General features: G+C 37.4%; 17 protein-coding genes. 7 read left to right on the plus strand and 10 right to left on the minus strand.

What is annotated here, in order from left to right:
• The first annotated feature begins 141 nt into the window (after positions 1-141).
• Positions 142-2,166, plus strand: a complete 2,025-nt coding sequence (locus EGH73_RS07485; RefSeq protein ID WP_123281323.1) for a M13 family metallopeptidase — start codon at positions 142-144, stop codon at positions 2,164-2,166.
• Positions 2,167-2,406: 240 nt separating this feature from the next.
• Here EGH73_RS07485 and EGH73_RS07490 read toward each other — a convergent pair whose 3' ends face one another.
• The 3 genes from EGH73_RS07490 to dnaE all read right to left on the minus strand — a co-directional run bounded on the left by EGH73_RS07490 (position 2,407) and on the right by dnaE (position 10,056).
• The gene (locus EGH73_RS07490) at positions 2,407-3,384 is read right to left on the minus strand and encodes a T9SS type A sorting domain-containing protein (protein WP_148041688.1); all 978 of its coding nucleotides are present in this window, start codon (positions 3,382-3,384) and stop codon (positions 2,407-2,409) included.
• A gap of 237 nt (positions 3,385-3,621) precedes the next feature.
• Complete coding sequence (locus tag EGH73_RS07495) at positions 3,622-5,208, minus strand: T9SS-dependent choice-of-anchor J family protein (protein ID WP_123281325.1); 1,587 nt, start codon at positions 5,206-5,208, stop codon at positions 3,622-3,624.
• Between the two features lie 195 nt (positions 5,209-5,403).
• A complete protein-coding gene (gene dnaE, locus EGH73_RS07500) occupies positions 5,404-10,056 on the minus strand; it encodes a DNA polymerase III subunit alpha (protein WP_123281372.1) in 4,653 nt (1,550 codons plus the stop codon).
• Between the two features lie 133 nt (positions 10,057-10,189).
• On the opposite strand from dnaE, the gene EGH73_RS07505 reads away from it, so the two are divergent.
• On the plus strand, positions 10,190-12,277 hold the full coding sequence (locus EGH73_RS07505) for a S8 family peptidase (protein ID WP_123281326.1): 2,088 nt from the start codon (positions 10,190-10,192) through the stop codon (positions 12,275-12,277).
• A 76-nt stretch (positions 12,278-12,353) separates the two neighbouring features.
• Here EGH73_RS07505 and argS read toward each other — a convergent pair whose 3' ends face one another.
• The 7 genes from argS to EGH73_RS07540 all read right to left on the minus strand — a co-directional run bounded on the left by argS (position 12,354) and on the right by EGH73_RS07540 (position 20,249).
• Positions 12,354-14,117 (minus strand): arginine--tRNA ligase, encoded by a 1,764-nt coding sequence (gene argS, locus EGH73_RS07510; RefSeq protein WP_123281327.1) that lies wholly within the window; start codon positions 14,115-14,117, stop codon positions 12,354-12,356.
• A gap of 173 nt (positions 14,118-14,290) precedes the next feature.
• On the minus strand, positions 14,291-15,649 hold the full coding sequence (locus EGH73_RS07515) for an MATE family efflux transporter (RefSeq protein ID WP_123281328.1): 1,359 nt from the start codon (positions 15,647-15,649) through the stop codon (positions 14,291-14,293).
• Positions 15,650-15,768: 119 nt separating this feature from the next.
• The gene (locus EGH73_RS07520) at positions 15,769-16,953 is read right to left on the minus strand and encodes a sigma-54-dependent transcriptional regulator (protein WP_123281329.1); all 1,185 of its coding nucleotides are present in this window, start codon (positions 16,951-16,953) and stop codon (positions 15,769-15,771) included.
• 255 nt (positions 16,954-17,208) lie between these two features.
• Positions 17,209-18,378 (minus strand): M28 family peptidase, encoded by a 1,170-nt coding sequence (locus EGH73_RS07525; RefSeq protein WP_123281330.1) that lies wholly within the window; start codon positions 18,376-18,378, stop codon positions 17,209-17,211.
• 94 nt (positions 18,379-18,472) lie between these two features.
• The gene (locus EGH73_RS07530) at positions 18,473-18,811 is read right to left on the minus strand and encodes a hypothetical protein (RefSeq protein ID WP_184808081.1); all 339 of its coding nucleotides are present in this window, start codon (positions 18,809-18,811) and stop codon (positions 18,473-18,475) included.
• Positions 18,812-18,978: 167 nt separating this feature from the next.
• A complete protein-coding gene (locus EGH73_RS07535; RefSeq protein WP_123281331.1) occupies positions 18,979-19,833 on the minus strand; it encodes a nucleoside phosphorylase in 855 nt (284 codons plus the stop codon).
• Between the two features lie 83 nt (positions 19,834-19,916).
• A complete protein-coding gene (locus EGH73_RS07540; protein WP_123281332.1) occupies positions 19,917-20,249 on the minus strand; it encodes a translation initiation factor in 333 nt (110 codons plus the stop codon).
• Between the two features lie 371 nt (positions 20,250-20,620).
• Here EGH73_RS07540 and gpmI point away from each other — a divergent pair, with 371 nt between their 5' ends.
• From gpmI to map, 5 genes are all read left to right on the plus strand, one after another.
• Entirely contained in the window at positions 20,621-22,147 is a 1,527-nt protein-coding gene (gpmI, locus tag EGH73_RS07545; RefSeq protein WP_123281333.1) for a 2,3-bisphosphoglycerate-independent phosphoglycerate mutase, read from the plus strand.
• A 150-nt stretch (positions 22,148-22,297) separates the two neighbouring features.
• Entirely contained in the window at positions 22,298-23,275 is a 978-nt protein-coding gene (locus tag EGH73_RS07550; protein WP_123281334.1) for an acyl-ACP desaturase, read from the plus strand.
• A gap of 110 nt (positions 23,276-23,385) precedes the next feature.
• Positions 23,386-23,817, plus strand: a complete 432-nt coding sequence (locus EGH73_RS07555; RefSeq protein ID WP_089768767.1) for a BT0820 family HAD-type phosphatase — start codon at positions 23,386-23,388, stop codon at positions 23,815-23,817.
• A gap of 48 nt (positions 23,818-23,865) precedes the next feature.
• Positions 23,866-24,216: a four helix bundle protein gene (locus tag EGH73_RS07560; RefSeq protein ID WP_089768710.1), complete on the plus strand. Its 351-nt coding sequence runs from the start codon at positions 23,866-23,868 to the stop codon at positions 24,214-24,216.
• 47 nt (positions 24,217-24,263) lie between these two features.
• A complete protein-coding gene (gene map, locus EGH73_RS07565) occupies positions 24,264-25,073 on the plus strand; it encodes a type I methionyl aminopeptidase (RefSeq protein WP_089768708.1) in 810 nt (269 codons plus the stop codon).
• The last annotated feature ends 6 nt before the right edge of the window (positions 25,074-25,079 follow it).

Here is a 25,079-nt window from a genome sequence, read left to right on the forward strand (position 1 = left end):
GTAAATGTTTAATTTTTAGAAGATTATAAATATAGATCACTATCACAATATTATTTTTTTTATTTCGTAAAATTTTTATAGCTATTTGTAACTTTTAAATAAGGTTTTATACCAATTAATTTAAATATCAGAATCTAACAAATGAAAAAGATCTCTCTTAGTGCTTTGATGCTTGCTTCTTTTTTCAGAATGACATCGGCACAAACAAAACAAGCTGCATTAGATCTCAACTACATGGACACATCTGTGCGTCCGCAAGATGACTTCTACAGCTATGTGAACGGCACATGGATGAAAACGGCTAAAATTCCTGCAGATAAACCTAGCTGGGGTTCATTCAATCAACTTAGGGAAACGACCGATAACAACTCACTTCTTCTTTTGGATAACATCCTGAAAGAAAAATTTGAGAATGGATCGGAAGGTCAAAAAATCCAAGCGCTGTATGAAACTTATATGGACATGAACAAGCGTAATGCGGACGGATTGAACCCTATTAAAGCAGATCTTGCAAAAATTGATGCCATTAAAAACCTTTCCGACCTGCAGAAATATCTGACTGAAGCCACAAGAAGAGGTGAGAATGCATTCTACGGATGGGGTGTAGACGGAGATCTCAAAAATTCTAAAATGAATGCTGTTTATCTGGGCGATGCGTCTTTAGGGCTTGGAAGAGACTATTATCAGAAAGAATCTCCTAAGAATGCAGAAACTATTGCGGAATACAAAAAATATGTAGCAAAGGTTCTTACAGAGATCGGATATAAAAATGCTGATGCTGTAGCGAGTCAAATAGTAGACTTTGAAAAGAAAATGGCGAAAACATTGCTGACTAATGAGCAGATCCGTGATGCCAACCTACAGTACAATCCGAAAACATTACCAGAACTGAAAACGCTGGTAAAAAATGTAAATCTTGCAAAATACCTTACTGATGCTGGCGTTAATACGGATAAAGTAATTATCGGAGAACTGAATTACTATAAAAATCTAGACACGTTTCTTACAGAAAAAAATATCCCGCTGATCAAGGATTATCTTAAATTCCATCTGACTTCCGGTAGCGCAAGTTATCTTAACCAGAAAATGGATGATATTAAGTTTGATTTCTACAGCAAATATCTACAAGGTCAAAAGGAACAAAGAGCACTCAACAAAAGAGCATTATCATTGATAAATGGTGTCGTAGGTGAGGCTTTCGGAAAGGTGTATGTAGAAAAGTATTTTACACCGGAAGCTAAAGCTCAGATGATGACTTACGTTGATTATCTGAAGAAAAGCTTTGCAATGCATATCAATAATCTTGCTTGGATGTCATCAGTAACTAAGCAGAAAGCGATGGATAAGCTGAATAAGTTCACGGTTAAAATTGCTTACCCGGACAAATGGAAAGATTATTCTAAATTACAACTTAAATCTGAGAAAGATGGAGGAACATTGTATTCTAACCTTCAAAATGTAGAAAGCTGGAGTTATAATAAAGAATTAGAAAAAATTGGCAAACCTGTAGATAAATCCGAATGGGGAATGTCTCCGCAAACGGTAAATGCTTATTATAATCCTGTAAATAATGAGATCGTATTCCCTGCTGCTATTCTTCAGCCTCCTTTCTTCAATCCAAATGCAGATGCTGCGGTTAATTTCGGGGCAATCGGTGGTGTAATTGGTCACGAAATGACGCACGGTTTTGATGACAGTGGTGCGCAATTCGATGGTGACGGTAATCTTACAGACTGGTGGACTGCAGAAGATAAAACCAATTTTGAAAAAGCAACAAAGAGCTTAGCTTCTCAATATGACAAATATGAGCCAGTGAAAGATGTTCACGTAAATGGTACGTTTACCAATGGTGAAAATATTGCAGATCTTGGTGGTGTTAATATCGCTTTTGATGCTTTGCAAATGTATCTTAAAGATAAAGGAAATCCTGGCAAAATTGACGGGTATACTCCTGAACAGAGATTTTTCCTAAGCTGGGCAACTGTTTGGAGAACGTTATCTACGGACAAGTATATGAGCAATCAGGTGAAGACAGATCCGCATTCTCCAGGTTTCTTCAGAAGCTTTGGACCGTTGGTTAACACAGATGCTTTTTATAAGGCATTTGATCTTAAGGAAGGCGATAAACTTTATAAAAAGCCGGAAGAAAGAATTAAGATTTGGTAAAATACTCATCAAATTTATAATAGTACAACATCCTGTGGAGCAATTCACAGGATTTTTTTTGTAAAGAAGCTGATTGCTACCTACAGAAGATGTATTTAATATCCATTACGATTAGTAATATAAAAATGACTGTATTTTAAATCGGTCAAAAATCAGCAATACAATTATAAGCTATAAAGATCTGTTTTTAAAACAAAAACCCGCTTCTAGAAGCGGGTTAAAAATTATATCTGTAGAAGATTATTTTTTGATGAATTTTTGTGTAGCAGTACCTTTATCCGTCGTTATTTTAATAAGATAAACTCCATTTTGAAGGTTTCTTACATCTAATTGATCATTTAAAAGTTGTGTAGGCACAGATTTCCCAGATGCATCGTAGACTTGTACTGCGCTTACCTTATAGTTATTATCAAATTTTAAATAATCTGTAGTTGGATTTGGAAATACCGAAATTGAAACTGATTTATTATTAGTAATATCGTTTACCGCTAATAGATCTACTGTATTAGTCGCTTTTAACTTAATATTGTCAAATAAAATATTTGCAGCTACGGTGTTACTTGTTACAGTAGTGTTTGGCACAGCTAATACTTGAATGTTTGCGAGATTTGGAGTTGCTCCGGCTGCTGAACCTTGGAAAAACTCATCTAAAACAACAACATTAGTAGCTTCATTTATAATTTTATAAGATATTTCGCCAGATACAGAATCCCACGCAATTCCCACTTTGTACCAGGTGTCCGCAGCTAAAGCTGTATTATATGTATAACCCCAGTTTCCTACTGTTTGTCCAGTTGTTCCATTGATATTAGCAGGATCCGAATATGCTATAAGTGTATGTTGTTTGGTTGCCATGTTTAATGCAAATCCAATGACACATTGATTAGCAGAAGATCCATCCCATAAATAAACCCGTGCAGTATTTTGTGAAGTGGTCGCAGCGCCGCTGTACACATCAAATTCATACTGAAGAATGTTGTTTCCTGGTGTTCTGGTTCCCCAGACAGACGTTAGCTTGTTGTTCTGGTTAATCTGCTTAGTTCCTGTAGTACTCGCAGATCCCAAAATAGACAAGACTTTGCCGTGAACAGTAGTGTTATTGGTTACTTGAAAATTAGTTACAGCAGAATTGGCAGCAGTAGTTGCCGCTGTAGTGTACCAGCCGCCTTGGCCCGCAGTAGTTCCCGTGATATCAGTACCAAGGTTTCCTAGGGTCAAAGCTTCAAAATTTTCATTAAAAATAGATTGTGCGTAAAAAGAGATGGATGTGCTCGCCAAGAGGCAAGAAAGTAGAATTTTTTTTCATAATATTATAAATTTATCAAATTTAATACGAATATAAAGTTTTTTTTAAATTATTAAAAGGAAATTAACATCAAAATTTAAATAGTATTAGTGAAACAAAAAAGCCACTCCTGTGCAAGAAGTGGCTGTATAATTTAATTAAGTTTCAAATTATTTTTTAATCGCTTTGAAAGTTTTCACGCTTCCGTCTTCCATCTTAAGGTTTACGATATATAATCCTTCTTTAAGATTAGATAAGTTGATTTCTGCAGCTGGCTCCAGAGATTTAACCGCTCTTCCAGACATATCATTTACAGTAATTGACTTAACGCCTTTTACATCAGATATTTTCAAGATGTCTTTGAATGGATTAGGATATACAGAAATATCAGCTTTATTAAGGTCAGATACCGCTAGGAATGATTTATAATTAATAGTGTAGTCTTCAACTTGTCCATTAGTTAAATCCGTACAAGCTGTCGTTAATGGTGAGTTAATAGTAGCACCAGTATAATTGTATTTAACTCTCAGTCTTTTTGGACCTAATTTAGCTCCAGTAGGTATTGCTAGGTTGCCAGAAAGAGTTGCTTTTCCATTGGTCACAGTCGTTGTTCTTAAAATGGTGGCTGTAGTATTAAAATAGGATTCGCCTGCATCTAGGAAGTCTCCATCCTCGTTCCAGTCGATAAATACAGCAGCACCCCAACCATTATTTGCAACTCCAATTCCTGTTACACTAAAAGGTATTGTGGTCATATTATTTTTCACTTCAATTGCAGTACTTGTGAAACTTTGATTTGTAGCAAATGATCCAACCGTAGTAGCTGTAGCGTCTGAACTATTAGTTACTCCATTCAAAGTGAAAGAGGTAATTGGAGCTATTGAGGTTGGAACACTAGATGTAAATGGACCGCAATAAGGGGCGTACGGGTTTGCTCCTGTTGTAAAGCTTGTTTCAGTACATCCTGTAGCGTCGCCAATGTCATTAGTAGCAACAATTTTTAAGTAATAAGTTGTGTTGGCTAGTAATGGAGGATTGTTTGTAAGGGTTGCTCCTGATGCTGCAACTGCTCCATTAATAACATCTGTTGCTCCCGGTGCTGTTCCTAGATATAATTTGTATCCAGAAGCTCCCGCAGCATCTGCCCAAGTGAAAGTAGTTCTTACGTTAACATCTGTAGCTCCATTAGCTGGGCTTGTTGCGGTTGTACAAGAAGGTACAGTAGTTGGTGTAGTGTCGTTAACAACACTGTCAAACATTAAGTACCACTGGTCTGTATCTACAGCGTGAAAACCAACATAAACCGTTTGTCCCACATAAGGCGTGAGGTCTAAAGTGACTTTTGTCCAAGCACCAGGTGCTTTTGAAGTAGCTTTTAGGGTAGTAGTAAACGCAGCTGCTGTAGGAGTGGTAGTTGATAGCATTACGTTATAATTTTCCGTAAATGTGGAGCTATAACTTGCAACATAAAATGATAACCTGTCATTTACACCAGCTTGAACAGTAATGGCTGGTGTTACTAAATAGTCATCATGCGCTGCAGCGTCATACTGAATTCTGGCAACGTTGGATCCGGATTGTGCAGCTGTTACTGATCCGCCACCAGGAACTGTTCCAAATACAAAGCCATTGACGTCTCCGCCATTGATAACAGTCCACCCAGCTGGTATTGTAATGCCTGCGTCAAAATTTTGTACAAACTGAGCATTGGCAAAGATTCCCAAAGCTATAAAGCTTGAAAGTAAAAGTTTCTTCATAATTATTTTAATTTTAAAATTCGTCCAAATATAATAAGTACTTTTCAATTAAACAATTAAAATTTTGAATAATTTTCAATTAATATTTTATTTTAATTTGAGGATATTTTATTGCTAAATTAATTTATAATAAAAAATCCAACTAAATTTAAAACTTAATTGGATTTGTAAAGCTAGAATAGATTATTTATTTGGTTAATTCAAAAAAACCTCGTAATTATTAATTTGATGAATCACTTCCAAAAGATTTTCATTGATGTTAATCTTATGCTGCATAGAAACCACTTCTAAAACAGATTCGTCTTCCGGATTTTTGATAAAGAAATTAAGTTTTTGCTCGCCTTGATTTTGTATGATGTTTTCTTTGAAAAACTCAATATCAGATTGCCGTAATGAATTTAGCGGAACTACAACGGATAAACTTTTAGCAAATTTTTCGAATGCTTCTTTCAGCTCCAGAACTTCATTCACATTTACAAATACACGTCCGTCTTTTCCTTGAGAATATTTGATTTTCATAATCACGAATCGTTGAACTTCCAATTTATCTTTCAATCGCATATAATCTCTATCGCCCAATCGGAAAGAATAAGAACCTGTGTAGTCTTCTAACATTACAAAAGCTACTTTTTCCCCACTTCGGAAACCATCTGTCACACGATATTCAGTAATTAGACCCGCAACAGTATATTCTTTAGTATTGTCTTTCTCATTCATTTTGTCTTTCCAGCTTTTCTTTTCCTCAAACAATTCTGCTGTTTTTGGTGGGAAAGCCAAGTCTTTGAAAGCCTCCACTTCTTCCAAATTCAGGAAGTTAAAGTTTCCTTTTGGCTCTGCCTTTTTTGTAGATTCTTCGATGATTTCGTCTTCCAATCCAGGATCATCAGAAACTAAAATGTCAGGAACTTCGTCATCGGGAGAACTATCTTTTTCTAAAATGGGAACCACTTCTTCCAAAACAATTTCTTCTTTCTTCTCTTCCAAAACGGCTTTTTTAGAAAGTACGCCTTGCAAAAATTGAAATTGATATTTGAACTCGTCTAGCGGATGAGCAGAGAGATAAAACCCGATGATTTCTTTTTCCTTATTCAGTTTGTGCATATTAGGCCATTCTGCGCAAGGCAATAACTTGGGCTGTTCTATTTTTACCTCTTCTGCAAAATCTGCAAAAAGCGAATTTTCCATTTCGTTTTTACTCTCCTGGAAACTTTGCCCGTAGCGCAGTAGTCTTTCCAGATTGGTTCTTCCTGCTGTGTCAATATCAAAATATTGTCCGCGGTGATAAGAATCCAATTCATCAAATGCACCAGCAATAACCAAACTTTCCGCCACTCTTTTATTGACTTGAGAAGAAGGAACACGCTCAAAAAACTCATAAATCGTTTTGAATCTTCCGTTTTGTCTCTCTTTGGTGATAGCCTCACTTGGACCTTCGCCAATTCCTTTGATGGCGCCCAAACCAAAACGAATCTGACCTTTGTCATTTACAGAGAATTTATATTGAGACTCATTCACATCGGGACCCAAAACATCTACACCTATCGCTTTACAATCTTCCATAAACATCGTGATAGAAGCGGTATTGTTGATGTTATTGCTCATCACACTTGCCATATATTCAGCCGGATAATTGGCTTTTAGGTAGGCAGTCTGGTAGGCAATCCACGCATAACAAGTAGAGTGGGATTTGTTAAAAGCATATTCCGCAAAGGCTTTCCAGTCATTCCAGATTTTTTCTAATCTATCCTCGTCCAGATTGTTTTTTCGTCCACCTTCTATAAACTTCGGATACATTTTGTTGAGGACGTCAATCTGCTTTTTACCCATCGCTTTTCTCAGCGTATCGGCCTCACCTTTGGTAAAGTTGGCGAGTTTCTGAGACAAGAGCATTACCTGCTCCTGATACACTGTGATGCCATAAGTTTCTTCCAGATATTCTTGCGTTTCCGGTAAATCATAAATGATTTCTTCTGTTCCGTGTTTCCTGTTGATGAAATTCGGAATGTATTTAATTGGACCAGGTCTGTACAGCGCATTCATTGCAATAAGATCTGCAAAAACAGTTGGTTTCAGCTCTCGCATATATTTTTGCATTCCCGGACTTTCATATTGGAAAATCCCGATAGTTCGCCCTTCTTTGAATAACTGATACGTTTTAGCATCATCCAGCGGAATAGCATCCGGGTCAATATCAACACCGTGACGTTCTTTAACCAGTTTTACGGCATCTTTAATAATCGTTAAAGTTCTCAGACCTAGAAAGTCCATTTTCAGCAGACCTGCGCTTTCCGCAACAGAGTTGTCGAATTGGGAAACCAAAATATCGGCATCTTTCGCAGCAATGGTAATCGGAACAAGGTTGCTAACAGGTTCTGGCGTGATGATTACACCACAAGCGTGGATTCCTGTATTACGGATGCAGCCTTCCATTTTTTTGGCACTTTCCAAAACGGAAAATCTAGAATCGTTTTCGTTGTTCAGGATGGCCTTCATTTCATCTACCAGTTGTTGCTCTTCCGGTTTCAGTTTATCATATTTTGATAATGCTTTGGCGATATTCATCCCAGGTGTAGATGGGATTAATTTGGCAATCATATTGGTTTCCGGAATAGAAAGATCCAAAACTCTTCCTGCATCTTTTATAGCAGATTTGCCTCCTAAAACAGAATAAGTGATGATTTGCGCCACTTGATCCTGTCCATATTTGTCCACCACCCATTTGATGATTTTATCTCGTCCTTCATCATCAAAATCGATATCGATGTCGGGCATCGAAACCCTTTCCGGATTCAGGAATCTCTCGAAAAGTAAATCGTATTTAATCGGGTCCACATTGGTAATTCCAATACAATAAGCAACTGCAGATCCCGCCGCAGATCCACGGCCGGGACCAACCCAAACGCCCATATTTCGGGCCTCATTACAGAAATCCTGAACAATCAAAAAGTAGCCTGGATAACCGGTGTTGGCAATTACATCCAGCTCAAAATCAAGGCGTTCTTTTATTTCTGGCGTGATGCCTGTTTCTGTGTAACGTTTTTTTGCACCTTCATATGTAAGGAAAGTAAGATACGCCATTTCGCCGCGCTTTCCACCGTCTAAATCATCTTCCGGATGGATGAATTCTTGAGGAATATCGAATTTCGGAAGCAACACATCACGTTTCAAAGTGTATGGAGTGAATTTTGCAAAAAACTCTTCATAAGCTTCGAATGCATCGGGATAAGCAAGGAAAGTTTCTTTTAACTCGTCTGCATTTTTGATGTAATATTCATCCGTTGTTAAGCCTTTTCTTTTTCCAAAGCCTTTTCCAATTGGAGTTGATTGTTTTTCGCCATCTTTGATGCAACTCAAAATATCCTGAATGTTAGCATCGCTTTTATTGGTGTAAAATGTTTCGTTTTGAGCAAGGATTTTTACATTATACTTATCTGCAAATTGCAGTAACACTTCATTCAAATGCTCTTCTTCCGGTAGTTTATGATTCTGGATCTGAACATAGAAATCGTCTCCAAATGTATTTTTCCACCACTGGAACAATTCTTCACCACGCTGTTCACCAATGTTTAGAATGGTGCTGGGAATATCTCCAAAAATCCCAGAAGTGAGGGCTATTAGACCTTCTTTATATTGCGCAATCAGTTCTCGGCTGATCCTTGGAACGCCAAAATAAAAACCTTTTTGGAAGCCAATACTTGATAGTTTTACAAGATTTTTATAACCGTTAAAATCCTTCGCCAAAAGCACAACTTGTGTTCTTCTGTCCGGATCATCTTTTGTAAATTGTTTCTGCTCGTAGCGGTCAGAAATATAAAATTCGCAACCAACAATTGGAATCAGCGGATTGGCATTGGGTTCTTCCTCATTGAATACCTCGCCTTTTTCCTCCGCTTCCTGCTTTTTAGCAAGATAATCTTTATGTTTTTTACTGATCTCGGAATTGGCGCTTTCTACTGCAGATACAAATTTGAATGCGCCCATCATATTGCCTAGATCTACCATTCCTACAGCAGGGAAATTATCCTGTTTGGCTTTGTTGATGAGGTCATTGATATTGGTAGTGGCGGTGAGTGTAGAGAAAACACTGTGGTTGTCGAAATGGAAATATTTTCCCAGATCAATTTCGTCCACACTGCCAAAGTCATTTTGCTTTTTCTTATTGTTGAAGCTGGCAACCTGTCTTCTGATGACAATTCCGAACGGTTTTATAGGATTTGGATTGGCAGCCTGATATTCTTTTAACTTGTCATCAGTGATTTTCAGGACATCTGCAGGAATCACACCAATCCTCATCATCTCGAAAAAAACTTGCGCAGTTGCATTTACGTCGGCGGCGGCATTGTGCGCTTCGTCGAATTTGTGACCGTATAGTTTTTCGTAGAGCTCTTCCAGTTTTGGAGATTTATATCTTCCGCCACGTCCACCTTCCAATTTACAATAATCTGTTCCCAAAATCATCGTATCGGCTTTCGGTTTTTGCTGTAAATTATCGGTGATGTTTTTCCGAAGAAATTCGGCACCAACAATATTATAATCAAATTCTACGTTATGACCGGAAACTACGGTGACTTTTTCCAGAACCTGAGCAAATTCTTCCAAAACTTCTTGCAGATCCCGGCCTTCTTCTTGGGCTATTTTTGTCGTGATTCCATGGATTCTGGCAGCGTTGAAAGGAATATCATAACCTTCTGGCTTTATGATATAGTCCTGGTTTTCTATAAGATTTCCATCTTCATCGTGTAACTGCCACGCAATCTGAACCATTCTGGGCCAGTTGTCGGAATCGGAAAGCGGTGCGTTGAAATTTTTGGGTAAACCTGTGGTTTCGGTATCGAAAACTAAATACATCTGCATTAGAAATTTGTGTAAAGTTACAGTTTTGAAAGACAAAAAAAAAGTCTATAAATATTAATGAGATTAATAGTGTTAAAAAGATTATAAGTTGCTGAATGATTGATTATCTTTGCAAAAAATAGCTCCGATGACAAAAGTTTTATTCAGTGTAAGTTTTTTATTTTCATTGTATTACATCAATGGTCAGGATCGTAAACTGAAAAATGAGTTTGCCTTACAGCGTGTTGAAAATGAAAAAAAATTAGATCAATTCCTTCCTAAAACTGCCAAGCATTATTCTGATAAATCAGCTGAGGATCTTAAGAAAAATCTGGCCGGTTTTGCAGGTGATGTTCCACTTTTTTATTCCATTGAAGAGACCAGTGCCAATGCCACTGCGAATATAGATGAACTTCAATCGGGGACTGTTCCTGGGATTACCTCTCCTGTAAATGGTAATGGAATCAAACTGACTGTTTTTGATGCTGGACGTATTCAAGATACCCACGAGCAATTTGCAACTAACAGAGCGGTAAACAAAGAGGCTTCAACGGAAGCAAAACATTATCACGGAACTAATGTAAATAGTCTTTTAATTGGAAATGGATTGGCAACGGGTAATTTTACTCAAAGCAGTGTTTCCTATCCCAAAGCCAATGCAAAAGGGATACTTCCGCAAGCTGTGACAGATAATTATATGTTTGGAGCAACTACCATCAACGGTACTGTTCAGAATAATTATGAAAAGCTGGCGAGTTTGCCAGATCTTAATATCTCGAACCACTCTTATGGAATCAATTCCGGATGGAATAAGCCGGGAACAGCTAATACTTACTATTGGTACGGCAATTATGATCTTAATCACCAGGATACTTATGCCGGAGCTTATGGCGTGCAGGATTATAATTTTGATAAAATTGTTTATTCTCAGCCTCAACAGATCATTGTAAAATCTACAGGGAATTACTATGGCGTAGGACCTAACGCAAGCTCTGTAAAATACAGATATAATACAACTACAAATGCTTGGGTTCTCTTTGACGCTAATGATGAAGTGCCTCCGGCGAATTGCAGCCAAGGTAATAATTGTATCTATTTCGGTTCTTTAGCAAAAAATATTATAACAGTGGGTGCAGTTAATCAGCTGACTACGCCAGATCTAAAATATACACAGGCTTCTGATGTGGTAAAAGGAAGCTTCAGTAGTGCCGGTCCTAGAAAAGATGGTGCAGTGAAACCTGATCTCACAGCTGTTGGTGTAGATATGATCATGGCAAACTACATAACATCCAATCCTAGTGCTACTAATCTGTATGTAGTAAATTATGGGACATCTTACGCCGCACCAATCGTAACCGGAATTGCAGGTGCATTGACCCAAATTCAAAGAAATATATCCGGAAACAATTCCTTTATTTTTAAAGCAGATGAGATGAAGGCTTTATTAACGCATACGGCTAATGAGGCTGGAAGACCTGGTCCAGATGTCTGGTATGGCTGGGGCTTGGTAGACGCCAAAAAGGCGGCTCAGGTTTTAGTCAATAGGCTGAATGAAGATGCTTATCTGGAAAAAAATAATCTCCAATCTGGTATTAAATTTACAAAACAGGTCAAAGCTTCCGGAAGTGAACCTCTCAAAGTCAGCGTTTCTTGGGTTGATCCCGCAATTGCATATTTTACTAATGATACAGATCTTCAGCAAAATAATAGTTCCAGATTGGTTAATGACTTGGATGTGAGAGTAATTGATGAAGCTAACGGTAGCGTTTATTTTCCGTGGAAACTTGATATTTCGAATCCTAATGCCAATGCCACAAAAGGCGATAACTCGGTAGATAATGTAGAACAGATTGTGATTGATAATCCAACTGCAAACGGATTGTACAGAATTGAGGTTACTAATAAGAATCCGCTTGTAAATCAGGACGGAAATGCTGCAACACAGGACTTTGCTTTGGTTGCCACCGGAACTAAGAAAATAACAATGGCTTCTGCTGACATCACAAAAGATGAAGTAAAAGTTTTCCCTACAAAAACGAAGGATATTATAAATGTAAATCTTCAGAATAATCCGGAAAGAATTGCGCTGTTTGATATGAATGGTAAAATGATTTTCGAAAGTTTGATTAATTCCAGAACTCAGACGTTAAGTCTTGCTCAATATCCAAAAGGTCTTTATATAGTGACGGTTAAAACAAAATCCGGAATTGTAGCTAAGAAAGTTATCAAGGAATAATCCAGCCGGATTTTATAAAAAACAAGAGCCTCGAAAAATATTTTTCAAGGCTCTTGTTTTTTTATGAATAATAGGTTTACATTCTGTTCACAGTATCAATTCCAAGTAATGATAATCCTTTTTTAATGGTTCTTCCTGTTAAGTCGGACAACTGAAGACGGAATTGTTTCGCCGTTTCATTATCCTGATTCAGGATCGGATTATTTTGGTAGAAAGAATTATAGCCTTTCACCAATTCATAAACATAGTTGGCAACCAGAGCAGGACTAAGTGATGCTGCAGCTTTATTTACAACATCTTTGAATTCGGATAAAAGCATAATCAGATCCTTTTCACTGTCGTTTGGAAGATAAGAATCAGTTAATTCTTTTGTTTCAAAGCCGGCTTTATCCAATAGCGACTGGATTCTGGCATAAGTATATTGAATAAAAGGTCCCGTATTTCCATTAAAATCAATACTTTCCGCTGGATTGAAAAGCATTTTCTTTTTTGGGTCAACTTTCAAAATGAAATATTTCAATGCGCCTAATCCAACAGTTTCGTAAGATTTTTCTTTGTCTTCGTCAGAAAGCGTTTCTAACTTGCCTAATTCTTGAGATTTTTCCTTCGCAGTTTTGTACATTTCTTCCACCAAATCATCCGCGTCAACCACAGTTCCTTCGCGGGATTTCATTTTTCCTTCTGGCAATTCTACCATTCCGTAAGACAAATGGAAGAGTTGATCTGCCCATTCATAACCCAATTTTTTCAGGATTTTGAAAAGTACTTGGAAGTGATAATCTTGCTCATTTCCAACAGTGTAAATCAACTTTTGAATATCATTCTTTTTGAAACGCTCCACAGCAGTTCCCAAATCTTGAGTCATATAAACCGAAGTTCCGTCCGAACGCAACAATAGTTTTTGATCAAGACCTTCATCCTTCAGATCACACCAAACAGAACCGTCATCTTTTTTGCAAAGAATACCGTCTTCCAAACCTTTCTGAATCAAATCTTTTCCAAGAATATAAGTATTGCTCTCATACTGAACCTGGTCAAAATTTACACCCAATCTGGAGTAAGTTTGGTTGAATCCTGCATAAACCCATTCGTTCATCATCTCCCAAAGTTTACGAACTTCAGGGTCATTTTGTTCCCATTTCAAAAGCATTTCCTGTGCTTCGATAATCGATGGCGCCTGCTTTTTCGCAGTTTCCTCATCTATTCCGTCAGCAACCATTGCTTTGATTTCGGATTTATATAATTTATCAAATTCTACATAATAGTTTCCGACCAATTTATCGCCTTTCAAACCTGTAGATTCTGGAGTTGCCCCATTCCCAAATTTTTCCCATGCCAACATAGATTTGCAGATGTGGATTCCACGGTCGTTGATAATTTGAGATTTGATAACATTGTAACCGTCCGCTTTCAAGATTTCAGCAACAGAAAAACCGAGAAGATTATTTCTGATGTGTCCCAAATGGAGCGGTTTGTTGGTGTTTGGCGAAGAATATTCCACCATTACCGTTTCGTTTTTGGAAGGTGTGGAGTCGAAGTTTTGTTCCGTTTCAGAAAACTCTTGTAAGAAAGCCGAATCTTTAACTTTCAAGTTCAAGAAACCTTTCACGATTCCGAAGTTTTCTATGAATTCGATTTGGTTTTTGATTTCTTCGCCAAGTTCATTTCCAAGAACATCAGGACTTTTTTTTGCCAATTTTACCAGCGGAAAAATCACGATTGTGAAATCGCCTTCAAACTCCGTTTTGTTCTTCTGGACTTCCAGCGTTACGCCTTCTATTCCGTAGAGCTGAGCGATGATTTCGGTTATTTTTGACTGTATATTTTGTTTAATATTCATTTCGAAATTTTGTGTTGCAAATTTAAAGATTTAAAATAGGTTTTGAAATAATTTATTAACCACATAGACACATAGTTTTTTTAAAATTCTTTTAAGTTTAAATAGAATTCTATTTTAATCTTTTAATGATTTTCCTATTGTGCCTATGTGGTTGTATTAGCGTTTGAGTATAATTAATTAGCCAAAGCTTTCCTCTTGCTCAACCTCAAAAATCTTATTACTAAAAGAATCGCTGAAATCGTCAAACCGATTCCCAACGCAATCCACATCCCAAAAGCACCCATTTTCAAAGTGACACAAAGAAAATAACCCATTGGAATTGTGAAAACCCAATACGCAACAAAAGTAATAATACTAGGAATCTTCACATCTTGAATTCCTCTCAGGCAACCTAAAGCCGTCACTTGGATTCCGTCTGATAACTGGAAAAGCGCCGCAATAATCATTAATTTCGAAGCTAAATTGATAACTAAAACATCACTTTCTTTCGTGAAAAAATGTGGTAGAACATTTCTGAAAAGAATGAACATCAATCCACAGAATCCCATATAAATCAGAGTCAGTTTAAAGTTATTAATTCCGATTTTTCTCAAACCTGCATAATCTCCAACACCCATTTTGTTTCCAATCATCACCGTAGAAGCCACACTGAAACCAATACAAAGGTTGAAAGTAAATGAGGCCATAGAGAGCGCAATCTGATGTGAAGCAATATCAGTAGAACTGATTAATCCACAGATAAAAGCTGCTGCAGCAAAAGCTGTAACTTCAAAAAACATTTGTAGTGCAGTTGGTAAACCAAGTTTGAACATTTTATTGAACATCTCTTTTGTGAACAGACTGATTTTCAAAGAAAATTCTTTGATGTAACGTCTTGTTTTTGGTTCTTTTACCAAGACAAAGTAAAGGAATACCACCATAAAAATTCTCGCAATCAAAGTTGCTAAAGCAGAACCCTGAACGCCCATTGCTGGTAATCCGAAAAGTCCTTTGATAAAAACATAATTTAAAAAGATATTAATCACGTTCGCAATAATAGTTGCTTTCGTTACTCCAATTGTAAACGACAATCCTTCAGAAACTTCTCTCAAGGTCTGGAACATCATAAAAGGAATCATTGTAAACGCCATTATGCTTAGGAAACTAATTGTATTTGGGATAATTTCTTTAGGCTGATCCATATGATAAATCAAAGGTAGAGCCGCCAACAAAATAATCATCAGCAATGTTCCGATTCCCAGATTAATCACAAATCCGTGTCTGAAAACTGAGTTAATCACGTCGTGTTTCTTCTGAGAATTTGCTTCTGAAACCAATGGTGGAATCGCAAAAGAAAAGCCTAAAGCCAATACGAAAATTGAGAAAAATAAAGCGTTACCAAGCGAAACCGAAGCCAAAGCCTGCGCTCCCAGAAGTTTTCCAACGATAATGTTATCGAACAGATTGACAGAAACTTGCCCCACTTGTGTCAGCATTACAGGAAGCGCTAACTTCAGTCCTTCTTGAGTATATTGTTTGTTTAAAAAGTTCATTTTATTTCATATAATTTTATTAAAAGAAAAGTCATAATGGCAAACTCTTCATTTTTATTCAAAAAAAAACCGTCTCGCACCAAAGAACGAGACGGTTAAATATTTTTATTTATTTAATCTCATTTCTTAACAAAATTAGCTACGTCATCAGCAGTTACAGGATCTGCACCTAAGATGATTAGTCTTTCCACTACGTTTCTAAGTTCTCTGATGTTTCCAGTCCAGTCAAATTGCTGCAAAGCTTTGATAGATTTTTCATCAAACTTTTTAGGAGAACTGCCGGTTTCATTAGCAATTACTTGCGTAAAATATTCTACTAACAAAGGGATATCTTCTCTTCTGTCATTAAGTGACGGCACATTGATCTCAATCACAGAAAGCCTGTGGAACAAGTCTTCACGGAATTTTCCATCTTCTATTTCCTTTGTCAGATTTTTATTCGTCGCTGCAATCACACGGACATCCACTTTGATTTCCTTATCACTTCCAACTGGGGAAACTTTGCTTTCCTGCAGTGCTCTTAGAACTTTTGCTTGGGCAACTAAACTCATATCTCCAATTTCATCCAAGAAAATAGTTCCGCCGTTGGCTTGTTCGAATTTACCTGACTTGTCTTTTATAGCGCCTGTAAATGAACCTTTTACGTGGCCGAACAATTCGCTTTCAATCAATTCAGAAGGAATGGCCGCACAGTTTACCTCTACCATTGGTCCTCGGGAACGTTCGCTTTGCGAATGAATGGCGTGTGCTACCAATTCTTTTCCGGCTCCGTTTGGTCCTGTAATCATAACTCTTGCATCCGATGGAGCGACTTTATCAATGATTTCCTGGATTCTTTTCAGTGCCGCAGAATTACCAATCATTTGGTATTTCTTGTTCACCTTTTTCTTAAGCTGATTGTTTTCCTGCTTCAGGTGCTTATTGTCCTTCTGAAGATTACCTTTGTCTAAGGCATTTTTCACACTTGTAATCAGCCTGTTGATGTCTATTGGCTTCGATATGAAATCATAGGCGCCTTCTTTCAGACATCTCACAGCTGTATCAATGTCAGCGTGACCGGAAATCATTAAAAATGTGGTGTCAGGCTTAACTTGCAAAGTTTGTTTCAGCAGTTCTGTTCCGGAAAGTTTAGGCATTTTGATATCGGAAATTACCAAAGCAAAATCTTCTTTTTCGATATATTTATAACCTTCCAGACCGTCTTCCGCAATCTCGAAATGGTAATCTGGTAACTCGTCTGATAAAATACTGTGTAGAACTCCCGATATTGCTTTTTCGTCTTCTACGATTAAGATTTTCTGCATAGGTTGCAAAGATAAGAATTTTTGTTTTCGTAAAACTGTATTATTACAATTGTTTTATTTTCAAAATGAAAGTAGTCTTCTTGCGAAACCAAAATTAAGTGGGTAATCTGTAACGCAATAGTGATAGTAGCGGTTATCCTTTTTTTGCTTGGACAAAAGCTTTGGCAAAAAAGATATGAGCGGATAGCGCCACCCGAGTGGAGGGAAAAGAGAAGGCGAGGGGATTGCCCTAATTTATTTTTAAAAGAGAAAAGATTATTCTATGATGATTTTTTTGCTGATTTGCTGATCTTCTACATAGAAAGTTCCCAGATAACTACCTTTTGGAAGACCGGAAATATCAACTCTGGTCTGATTTTCTGTTTTGCTGAGAACTCTGCCTTCAAAATCAGTAATTACAAAGCTGAAGCGTTGGGTTTTACTGTTTAGGAATTCGAGCTGGATAAAATCTTTTGCTGGATTTGGGTAGAATTTGAAACTTCCGGTAATTTGTTTCGGCGTGCAAGCGTCCAGATCTTGATTACCAGATGCAACGGCAAAGTGCTGTACCGCTCCTGCGGTTCCTTTTGCTATATTGTAGATGTACACAGGATCCAGATTGGCATACTTATCATTTGCTGTATGGGCGTACGGTGTTTCGTTATATTCGAAAAGGCCGGTGATGATTTCTCCATTGGACTGAAAAGGCATATAATCCGAAGCGTATGCATAGCTCAGATTGGTTTTGAGAGGAGAATATAATTTGATGCAATTAATCAACTGTTGTGTGAAGGTGTTGGAAGCGGCATTGTTAGCACTTGGGGAATTGGATTCATCTCTTTCGCAGGTTACAGTATCATTTGTCTGACCTTTTATACCGCCTACTTCATCAATATTAAGAACCAGTCGGATGTTCATCTTAGGGCTGGTAGCGTTTACCACACTGCTCATATAGTGAGCGGAGCCCAAAAGCCCTTGTTCTTCACCGGAAAAATTGATAAATTTGATAGAATATTCTGTGGGTATATTTTTAAGAAGCCTTGCTGTTTCCAGAATGACGGATACACCGCTGCCATTATCATTGGTTCCGGTTCCTACAATGGTATCGTAATGACCACACACTATGATATAGATATTAGGATATTTTGTACCTTGTTTGGTGACGATGATGTTGGAAGTGGATTGTCCGTTGTATGTGAAATTATCTTTACTAATGTCATTTTCTGTATAGCCAAAAGACAGGTACTTATTTTTAAGCCACGTGTACGCATTGTTATTAGCCGTAGATCCGGTAGTCTTAACACCAAGTGCTTCAAATTCTTGGAGGTAAGTATTGATGTTGCTTTGTGAAACAAGATTGCTCACATTCGCATATTTCTGATTGAATGTTTGGGAATTTGCTAAAAAACTGAGTAGAAATAAACGGAACACAAAACGTTTTCTCATTGCTTAATAAATAATCAGCAAATATAAAATAAAAAGGAGAAGACTTATAAAAATCTTCTCCTTTCGTTATGAAAAACTATTACTAACTTAAAAACTAATTGGTTGCTTTTCTAACTTCTGCTTTTACATCTTCTGCTGCATCTTTTGTTTTTTCCCAAGCATCGTTAGCTGTGTCTTTTGTGCTTTCCCATGCTTTATCAGCAAAATCTTTGGTGTCTTCCCATGCATCAGCGAGGTTAGATTTTAGATTATCAAAAAATCCTTCTCTTGTTGGCTCCTCGTTCTTTCTTTTTTGCTCTTCAATATAATTTCTCGCTTTGGCAGCATATTCATTGACTTTGTCTTTTGCGGTATCAGCTGCATTTTCTAATGAATTTTCTGTTCTGTCCACAGCTCTTTCAGCATCATTGTAATTTTCATTTGGCGTACTCATAATATTTTGATTTTTGGGTTAATATTGAAAAATTTGATTTGATGCTTATCATTTATCCAATAAGGATGCCGTAAAGTCTTAACGAACGTTAATAAAACTATAAAAATTTACAAACAAAAAAGCAACCTCCAAATGAAAGTTGCTTATTAAAACTAATTTTATAATTTTTATTGGATAACTCTGTCAAGCACCCATTCAATCATCATTTTTTCTGATGCGTGGTGGTCACTTGCAAATTCGCCTCGTCTTCTGTTGGCGATTACACAGTTTACCGTAATGGCTTTGTGACCCAATAATTTTGACAAGCCATATATAGCAGATGTTTCCATTTCAAAGTTGGAAACACCAAGATCATTAAGCGTTTCCAGGAACTGGTCATCCAAAGCTTTCAACCTCAGCTGGCGACCTTGTGGTGCATAGAAGCCAGGGAAAGTTGCAGTGTTCCCTTTGTATTTTGCATCGGAGTATAATGCGCTAAGTTCTTCCGCCCAGTCTGCAAAGTAGAGCATCGGCTTGATTCTTTCGTAAGGAAACTTCTCGAGGAAATTTTTGCTGAATTCATTCTCAAACTGATAATCCTGATAGAAATGCAACAATCCATCTAAGCCTACCACATTCTGAGTAACCAACATAGTATTGACCTCGATATCAGGATTCACGCTGCCACAGGTTCCCATTCGGAATAGCTGTAAAGCTTTATGATCCTTTTTAAATTCTTTTTCTTTCAGGTCGATATTAACAAGCGCGTCGAGCTCATTCATCACAATATCAATATTTTCTGTTCCGATTCCCGTAGACATTACCGTGATTCTTTCACCACGCAACGTTCCCGTGTGCGTATAGAATTCTCTCTTATTCTTTTTGATTTCGACGGTATCGAAGAATTTAGAAACTTTCGGAACTCTGTCTGGGTCGCCCACCAGAAGTACTTTGTCTGCAATGTCTTCTGGAAGCAGATTAAGGTGATAAACACTTCCGTCGTCGTTTAGAACCAATTCGGAAGCTGCTAGTTTGTTAATCATATATATTATTTTAAGATTTTAAATTTTAAGTATCAATTATCAATTATCAATTATCAATTATCAATTATCAATTATCATTGATGTTATCCTCCTACACGTTTTGTTTTGTAGCCCATTTCTTTCAGGATATTCATGATTTTATCCCGATTGTCACCCTGTATAATGATAACGCCGTCTTTTTCTGAGCCGCCAATGCCAAGTGTAGTTTTAATTTTTTTCGATATGTCTTTCAGACCTTCATCGTCGCCTTCCCAACCTTCGATTAGAGTTACCGGTTTTCCATTTCGGCCTTTCTTCTCGAATTTGCAGACCAAAGGTTCTTTCTGTTTGAAATTTTCTTTCGCTTCATCCGGCATTTGAAAATCCTGTTCTTCGTGTTCGGGGAAAAGGTTTTTTAGTTGGTCTCTTAAGTCCATTTTATTTTTTTAAAAAAGGGTCTTAAAGGTAAGAATATTTGTCGATTGGCAAAACACCCCGGAAATTATTGTTCGCCTGCTTTTTTTCTCGATTTAGAAAGAAGAGATTTACGTATATTACTATATGCTTGGTAGATCATTTCTTTCGTATTAAATGCGTAGTAACAATAATATAGATCCGATGTAACACTGATATTATATCGGAGTTGTATCGGACATATGCCCAAGGAAGTGAGGGATGCTAGAGAATAAATTTTTATAGGACTTAAATATAAATGATGGAATATATGTCAATTATTAAAAAATAAGTTCTGGAATTCTGTCAATGCTTTTCCATTTCGTAAATTTGTGATAACAAAACAAAATCAACAATGTCAAAAAAAGCAATTCTCGCTATATTGGACGGCTGGGGAATCGGGCCAGATCCCGCTGTTTCCGCCATTGCTCAGGCCAACACACCTTTTATGGATTATGCCTTAAAAACATTCCCAAATACCACACTTGAAGCTAGTGGACTAGCGGTTGGACTACCAGCAGGACAAATGGGAAACTCGGAAGTAGGACATATGAATCTGGGTGCGGGTAGAGTGGTTTATCAAAACCTTGTAAAACTGAATATGGCGGTAGAAAACGGTAGCCTTGGAAAGGAACCGGTCATTCAGCACGCTTTCGAATATGCCAAAGCTAATAACAAGAAAGTTCATTTCATTGGTTTGGTTTCAGATGGAGGTGTGCATTCGCATATCAATCACCTGAAAGGTCTTCTTACGGCAGCTCACGAATTTGGATTTACAGAAAATGTTTTCGTCCATGCTTTTACAGATGGCCGTGACTGCGATCCCAAATCGGGAAAAGGTTTTATTGAAGATTTGCTGAATCATATGAAATCCACAACAGGAAAACTGGCATCGGTCATTGGGCGTTACTATGCAATGGACAGAGATAAACGTTGGGAGCGTGTGAAGCTGGCGTATGATGTGATGGTAAATGGGGTAGGAAAAGAAACCAAAGATTTCGTTCAGGCAATTCAGGATTCTTATAATCAGGATGTGACCGATGAGTTTATCAAACCGATTGTAGGTGTTCAGAATCATTTTCCGATTGCCAAAATCGAAGACCACGATGTGGTCATTTGTTTCAATTTCCGTACAGACAGGGGTCGTGAAATTACCGAAGTGCTTTCTCAACAAGACTTTCCAGAATATGGAATGAAAAAGCTGGACTTGTATTATGTGACTTTGACGAATTATGATAAAACGTTCCAGAATGTAAAAGTTGTTTTTGATGAGAATGTTCTTCAGAAAACAATGGGTGAGGTTTTGGAAAGTGCGGGGAAATCCCAAATCAGAATTGCGGAAACAGAGAAATATCCGCACGTGACATTCTTCTTCTCTGGTGGTCGCGAAGCTGAATTTAATGGTGAAAGACGACTTCTTTGTCCAAGCCCGAAAGATGTTCCGACTTACGATTTGAAACCGGAAATGTCTGCTTATGATATTACCAACGCCATCGTTCCGGAATTGGAAAAAGAATCTGCAGATTTTGTAGTTCTTAACTTTGCGAATACAGATATGGTTGGGCATACAGGTGTTTTCTCAGCAGCGGTAAAAGCAGCGGAAGTGGTGGATGAATGTATCCAGAAAGTAGCAACTGCAGCGTATGAGCACGGCTACGCTGTTTTTATTTTGGCAGACCACGGTAATTCTGACGTGATGATCAATCCAGACGGGAGCCCGAATACACAACATTCCACAAATCTGGTTCCGTTTATTGTAATGGATAAAGAACAATCTTGGGATCTTCAGCCTGGTAAACTGGGCGATGTTGCGCCAACAATCCTTAAAGTGATGGGCGTAGATATTCCTGAGGAAATGACAGGGAATATTCTTGTAAGTTAAAAAATCAATTAAATCAATTAAAAATACAAAAGCCGATTATTAGAATCGGCTTTTGTATGTTAAGCCTTGAGATTATGTTAAATCTTGGTTCATTATGCGTTGAATAATATTTTTATTGTACATTTACTGACTTAAATTATTATTTTTTTGATGCAAGAGAAAGAGTTACAATTAGAAGTTATGAGAACATTGGAGCAAAATATGGACGAGTTCATCAGTTCATATCTTACCCCAATAGAAAAAATATGGCAACCTTCGGATTTTCTACCAGACAGTTCAGGTGAGAATTTCAAAGAAGAAATCGAAGAACTTCAGACATTTGCCAGAGAGATGCCGTATGATCTTTTTGTAACACTGATAGGTGATTGCATTACTGAAGAGGCGTTGCCTACCTATGAATCTTGGCTGATGGGATTAGAAGGAGTAAATCAGGAAAATAAAACTGGTTGGACACAATGGGTGAGAGCTTGGACAGCGGAAGAGAACCGCCACGGTGATCTTTTAGGAAAATATCTGTACCTCTGCGGACGAGTGAATATGCGTGAGATGGAAATCACAACGCATCATTTGATCAATGATGGCTTTGACATTGGTACCAGCTCAGATCCATATAAAAATTTCGTCTATACTAGTTTTCAGGAAACAGCAACGAATATTTCCCACAGAAGAGTGGGAACATTGGCAAAACAATCGGGTAATAAAAAGCTGGCGCAGATGTGTGGAGTCATTGCTGCCGATGAAGCCAGACACGCCAAAGCTTATAAAGATTTTTCTGCAAGAATTTTTGAAATGGATGCCAGCGGAATGATGCTTGCGTTTGAAGATATGATGAGAAGGAAAATTGTAATGCCGGCGCATCTTCTGAGAGAATCGGGACAGAAAGCAGGCGAGCTTTGGGAGCATTTTTCTGATGCGGCTCAACGTGCTATGGTGTACACAGGACAAGATTATATCAATATTCTGAAAGATCTTTTGGAAGAGTGGAAAATTGAAGGTATGAAAAACCTGAATGACAAAGCAGAACGCGCAAGAGATTATCTGATGAAATTGCCGGACAGATTACAAAGAATATCCGACAGGATACCTGCACCACAGCTACCTTACAGTTTCAAATGGGTTAAGAACTAAATTAATTAAGTGCACCAATGGGTGCACTTTTTTATTGCAGAATATTCTGTATCTCACTTTTTATTATTTCGTATATTTGTACGTTTTAATGTTTATTTACAAACCAAATGATAAAAAGCAACAAAAAACTGGCAATCGATTTTGACGGAACCATCGTAGAAGATGCTTATCCGGGAATTGGAAAAGCCAAAACATTTGCATTTGAAACTTTAAAAAAACTTCAGAGCGAGGGTTACCGATTAATTCTGTGGACATACCGTCACGGAAAATCTCTAGAAGACGCTGTAGAATTTTGCCGAAAAAACGGATTAGAATTCTATGCAGTTAATTCTAGTTTTGAAGGCGAAGTTTTTGATTCGGAAACACAATCAAGAAAGATTGATGCAGATCTTTTTATTGATGACAGAAATCTTGGAGGATTCCCTGGCTGGGGCGAAATCTACCAAATCATCAATGAAAAAATAGAGTTCCAAGTGGCCGGTGGAGAAGTTCACGCTTACTCCAAAATGAAAAAAGAAAAGAAGAAAGGACTTTTTTGGTGATTTAGAAGAAACAAGAATAAAGGCAAAAGATTCAAGTATTACACTCGTATGAAAGAAAATGATTTACTTAACAGAACTTTTGTTTTTGGAGTCAATTGTTTGAAGTTTCTTAAGACATTGCCAAACTCTTATGAAATTAATGTTGTTAAAGTACAGCTTTCAAAATCTTCAACTTCTATAGGTGCTAATTATGAAGAGTCGCAAGCAGGTTCATCAAGAGCAGATTTTAGAAATAAAATTAGAATTGCTTTGAGAGAAGCTAGAGAAACCAATTACTGGCTTAGAATAATCAAAGAATTAGAAGTATCAGATAATGATAAGCTTTCTGGGCTTTTGCAAGAAAGTCTTGAAATTAAAAATATTCTTGGTGCTATTTTAAATAAAACAAAAGAAGATTGATTTAAAATTTATTCTTTTAACTTTAATCTTGATTCTTACATAAAGATATGATTCAACTTAAAAATATAGACGAGCTTCGCCTGATGAAGCAAAGTGCAAGATTGGTTTCCCAGACATTGGGAATGTTGGCTAAGGAAATAAAGCCTGGTGTTACAACACTTTATCTTGACAAATTGGCTTACGATTTTATAAAAGACCACGGTGCAGAACCGGCATTCCTTGGCTATGGTGGTTTTCCGGCTTCACTATGTATTTCTCCAAACGAACAGGTTGTCCACGGTATCCCAAACTCAGAACCGATAAAAGAAGGAACGATTCTTTCCGTAGATTGTGGTGTTTTCTGGAACGGATTTGTCGGTGACCATGCTTACACTTTTGAAGTTGGAGAAGTATCCGATGAGGTTAAAAAACTATTGAGAGTTACCAAAGAATCATTGTATAAAGGAATTGAACAGTGTGTAAGAGGAAAACGTGTAGGCGATATTTCTCACGCTATCCAAAGACATTGTGAGAAAGAAGGTTATGGCGTTGTTAGAGAATTGGTTGGTCACGGTGTCGGAAGACAAATGCACGAAGATCCACAAGTTCCAAACTACGGAAAACCAGGAAGCGGGAAAGTGCTGAAAGATGGCATTTGCCTGGCTATAGAACCTATGATTAACCTTGGAACAGAAAAAGTGAAGTTTCATAATGATGGGTGGACGGTTACAACATTGGACAACCAGCCTTCTGCGCATTTTGAACATGATGTTTGTGTTTACAATGGTAAACCGGTTTTGCTGTCGACGTACGATTATATTTACGAAGCTCTAGGCATTAAATCTGATGAGGAGAAAGCTTTTCAGGTTGATTTTTAATTAAGC

The organism is Epilithonimonas hominis (assembly GCF_003730015.1).
GTDB classification, from domain to species: domain Bacteria; phylum Bacteroidota; class Bacteroidia; order Flavobacteriales; family Weeksellaceae; genus Epilithonimonas; species Epilithonimonas hominis.

Bases quoted from the DNA above. Each gene is read 5' to 3' on its own strand.
- EGH73_RS07535 (WP_123281331.1), bottom strand. From the start codon at position 19,833: ATGATTAACAAACTAGCAGCTTCCGAATTGGTTCTAAACGACGACGGA.
- map (WP_089768708.1), top strand. From the start codon at position 24,264: ATGATTCAACTTAAAAATATAGACGAGCTTCGCCTGATGAAGCAAAGT.
- EGH73_RS07530 (WP_184808081.1), bottom strand. From the start codon at position 18,811: ATGAGTACGCCAAATGAAAATTACAATGATGCTGAAAGAGCTGTGGAC.
- dnaE (WP_123281372.1), bottom strand. From the start codon at position 10,056: ATGTATTTAGTTTTCGATACCGAAACCACAGGTTTACCCAAAAATTTC.
- gpmI (WP_123281333.1), top strand. From the start codon at position 20,621: ATGTCAAAAAAAGCAATTCTCGCTATATTGGACGGCTGGGGAATCGGG.
- EGH73_RS07525 (WP_123281330.1), bottom strand. From the start codon at position 18,378: ATGAGAAAACGTTTTGTGTTCCGTTTATTTCTACTCAGTTTTTTAGCA.
- argS (WP_123281327.1), bottom strand. From the start codon at position 14,117: ATGAATATTAAACAAAATATACAGTCAAAAATAACCGAAATCATCGCT.
- EGH73_RS07485 (WP_123281323.1), top strand. From the start codon at position 142: ATGAAAAAGATCTCTCTTAGTGCTTTGATGCTTGCTTCTTTTTTCAGA.
- EGH73_RS07515 (WP_123281328.1), bottom strand. From the start codon at position 15,649: ATGAACTTTTTAAACAAACAATATACTCAAGAAGGACTGAAGTTAGCG.
- EGH73_RS07540 (WP_123281332.1), bottom strand. From the start codon at position 20,249: ATGGACTTAAGAGACCAACTAAAAAACCTTTTCCCCGAACACGAAGAA.
- EGH73_RS07550 (WP_123281334.1), top strand. From the start codon at position 22,298: ATGCAAGAGAAAGAGTTACAATTAGAAGTTATGAGAACATTGGAGCAA.
- EGH73_RS07505 (WP_123281326.1), top strand. From the start codon at position 10,190: ATGACAAAAGTTTTATTCAGTGTAAGTTTTTTATTTTCATTGTATTAC.
- EGH73_RS07495 (WP_123281325.1), bottom strand. From the start codon at position 5,208: ATGAAGAAACTTTTACTTTCAAGCTTTATAGCTTTGGGAATCTTTGCC.
- EGH73_RS07560 (WP_089768710.1), top strand. From the start codon at position 23,866: ATGAAAGAAAATGATTTACTTAACAGAACTTTTGTTTTTGGAGTCAAT.
- EGH73_RS07520 (WP_123281329.1), bottom strand. From the start codon at position 16,953: ATGCAGAAAATCTTAATCGTAGAAGACGAAAAAGCAATATCGGGAGTT.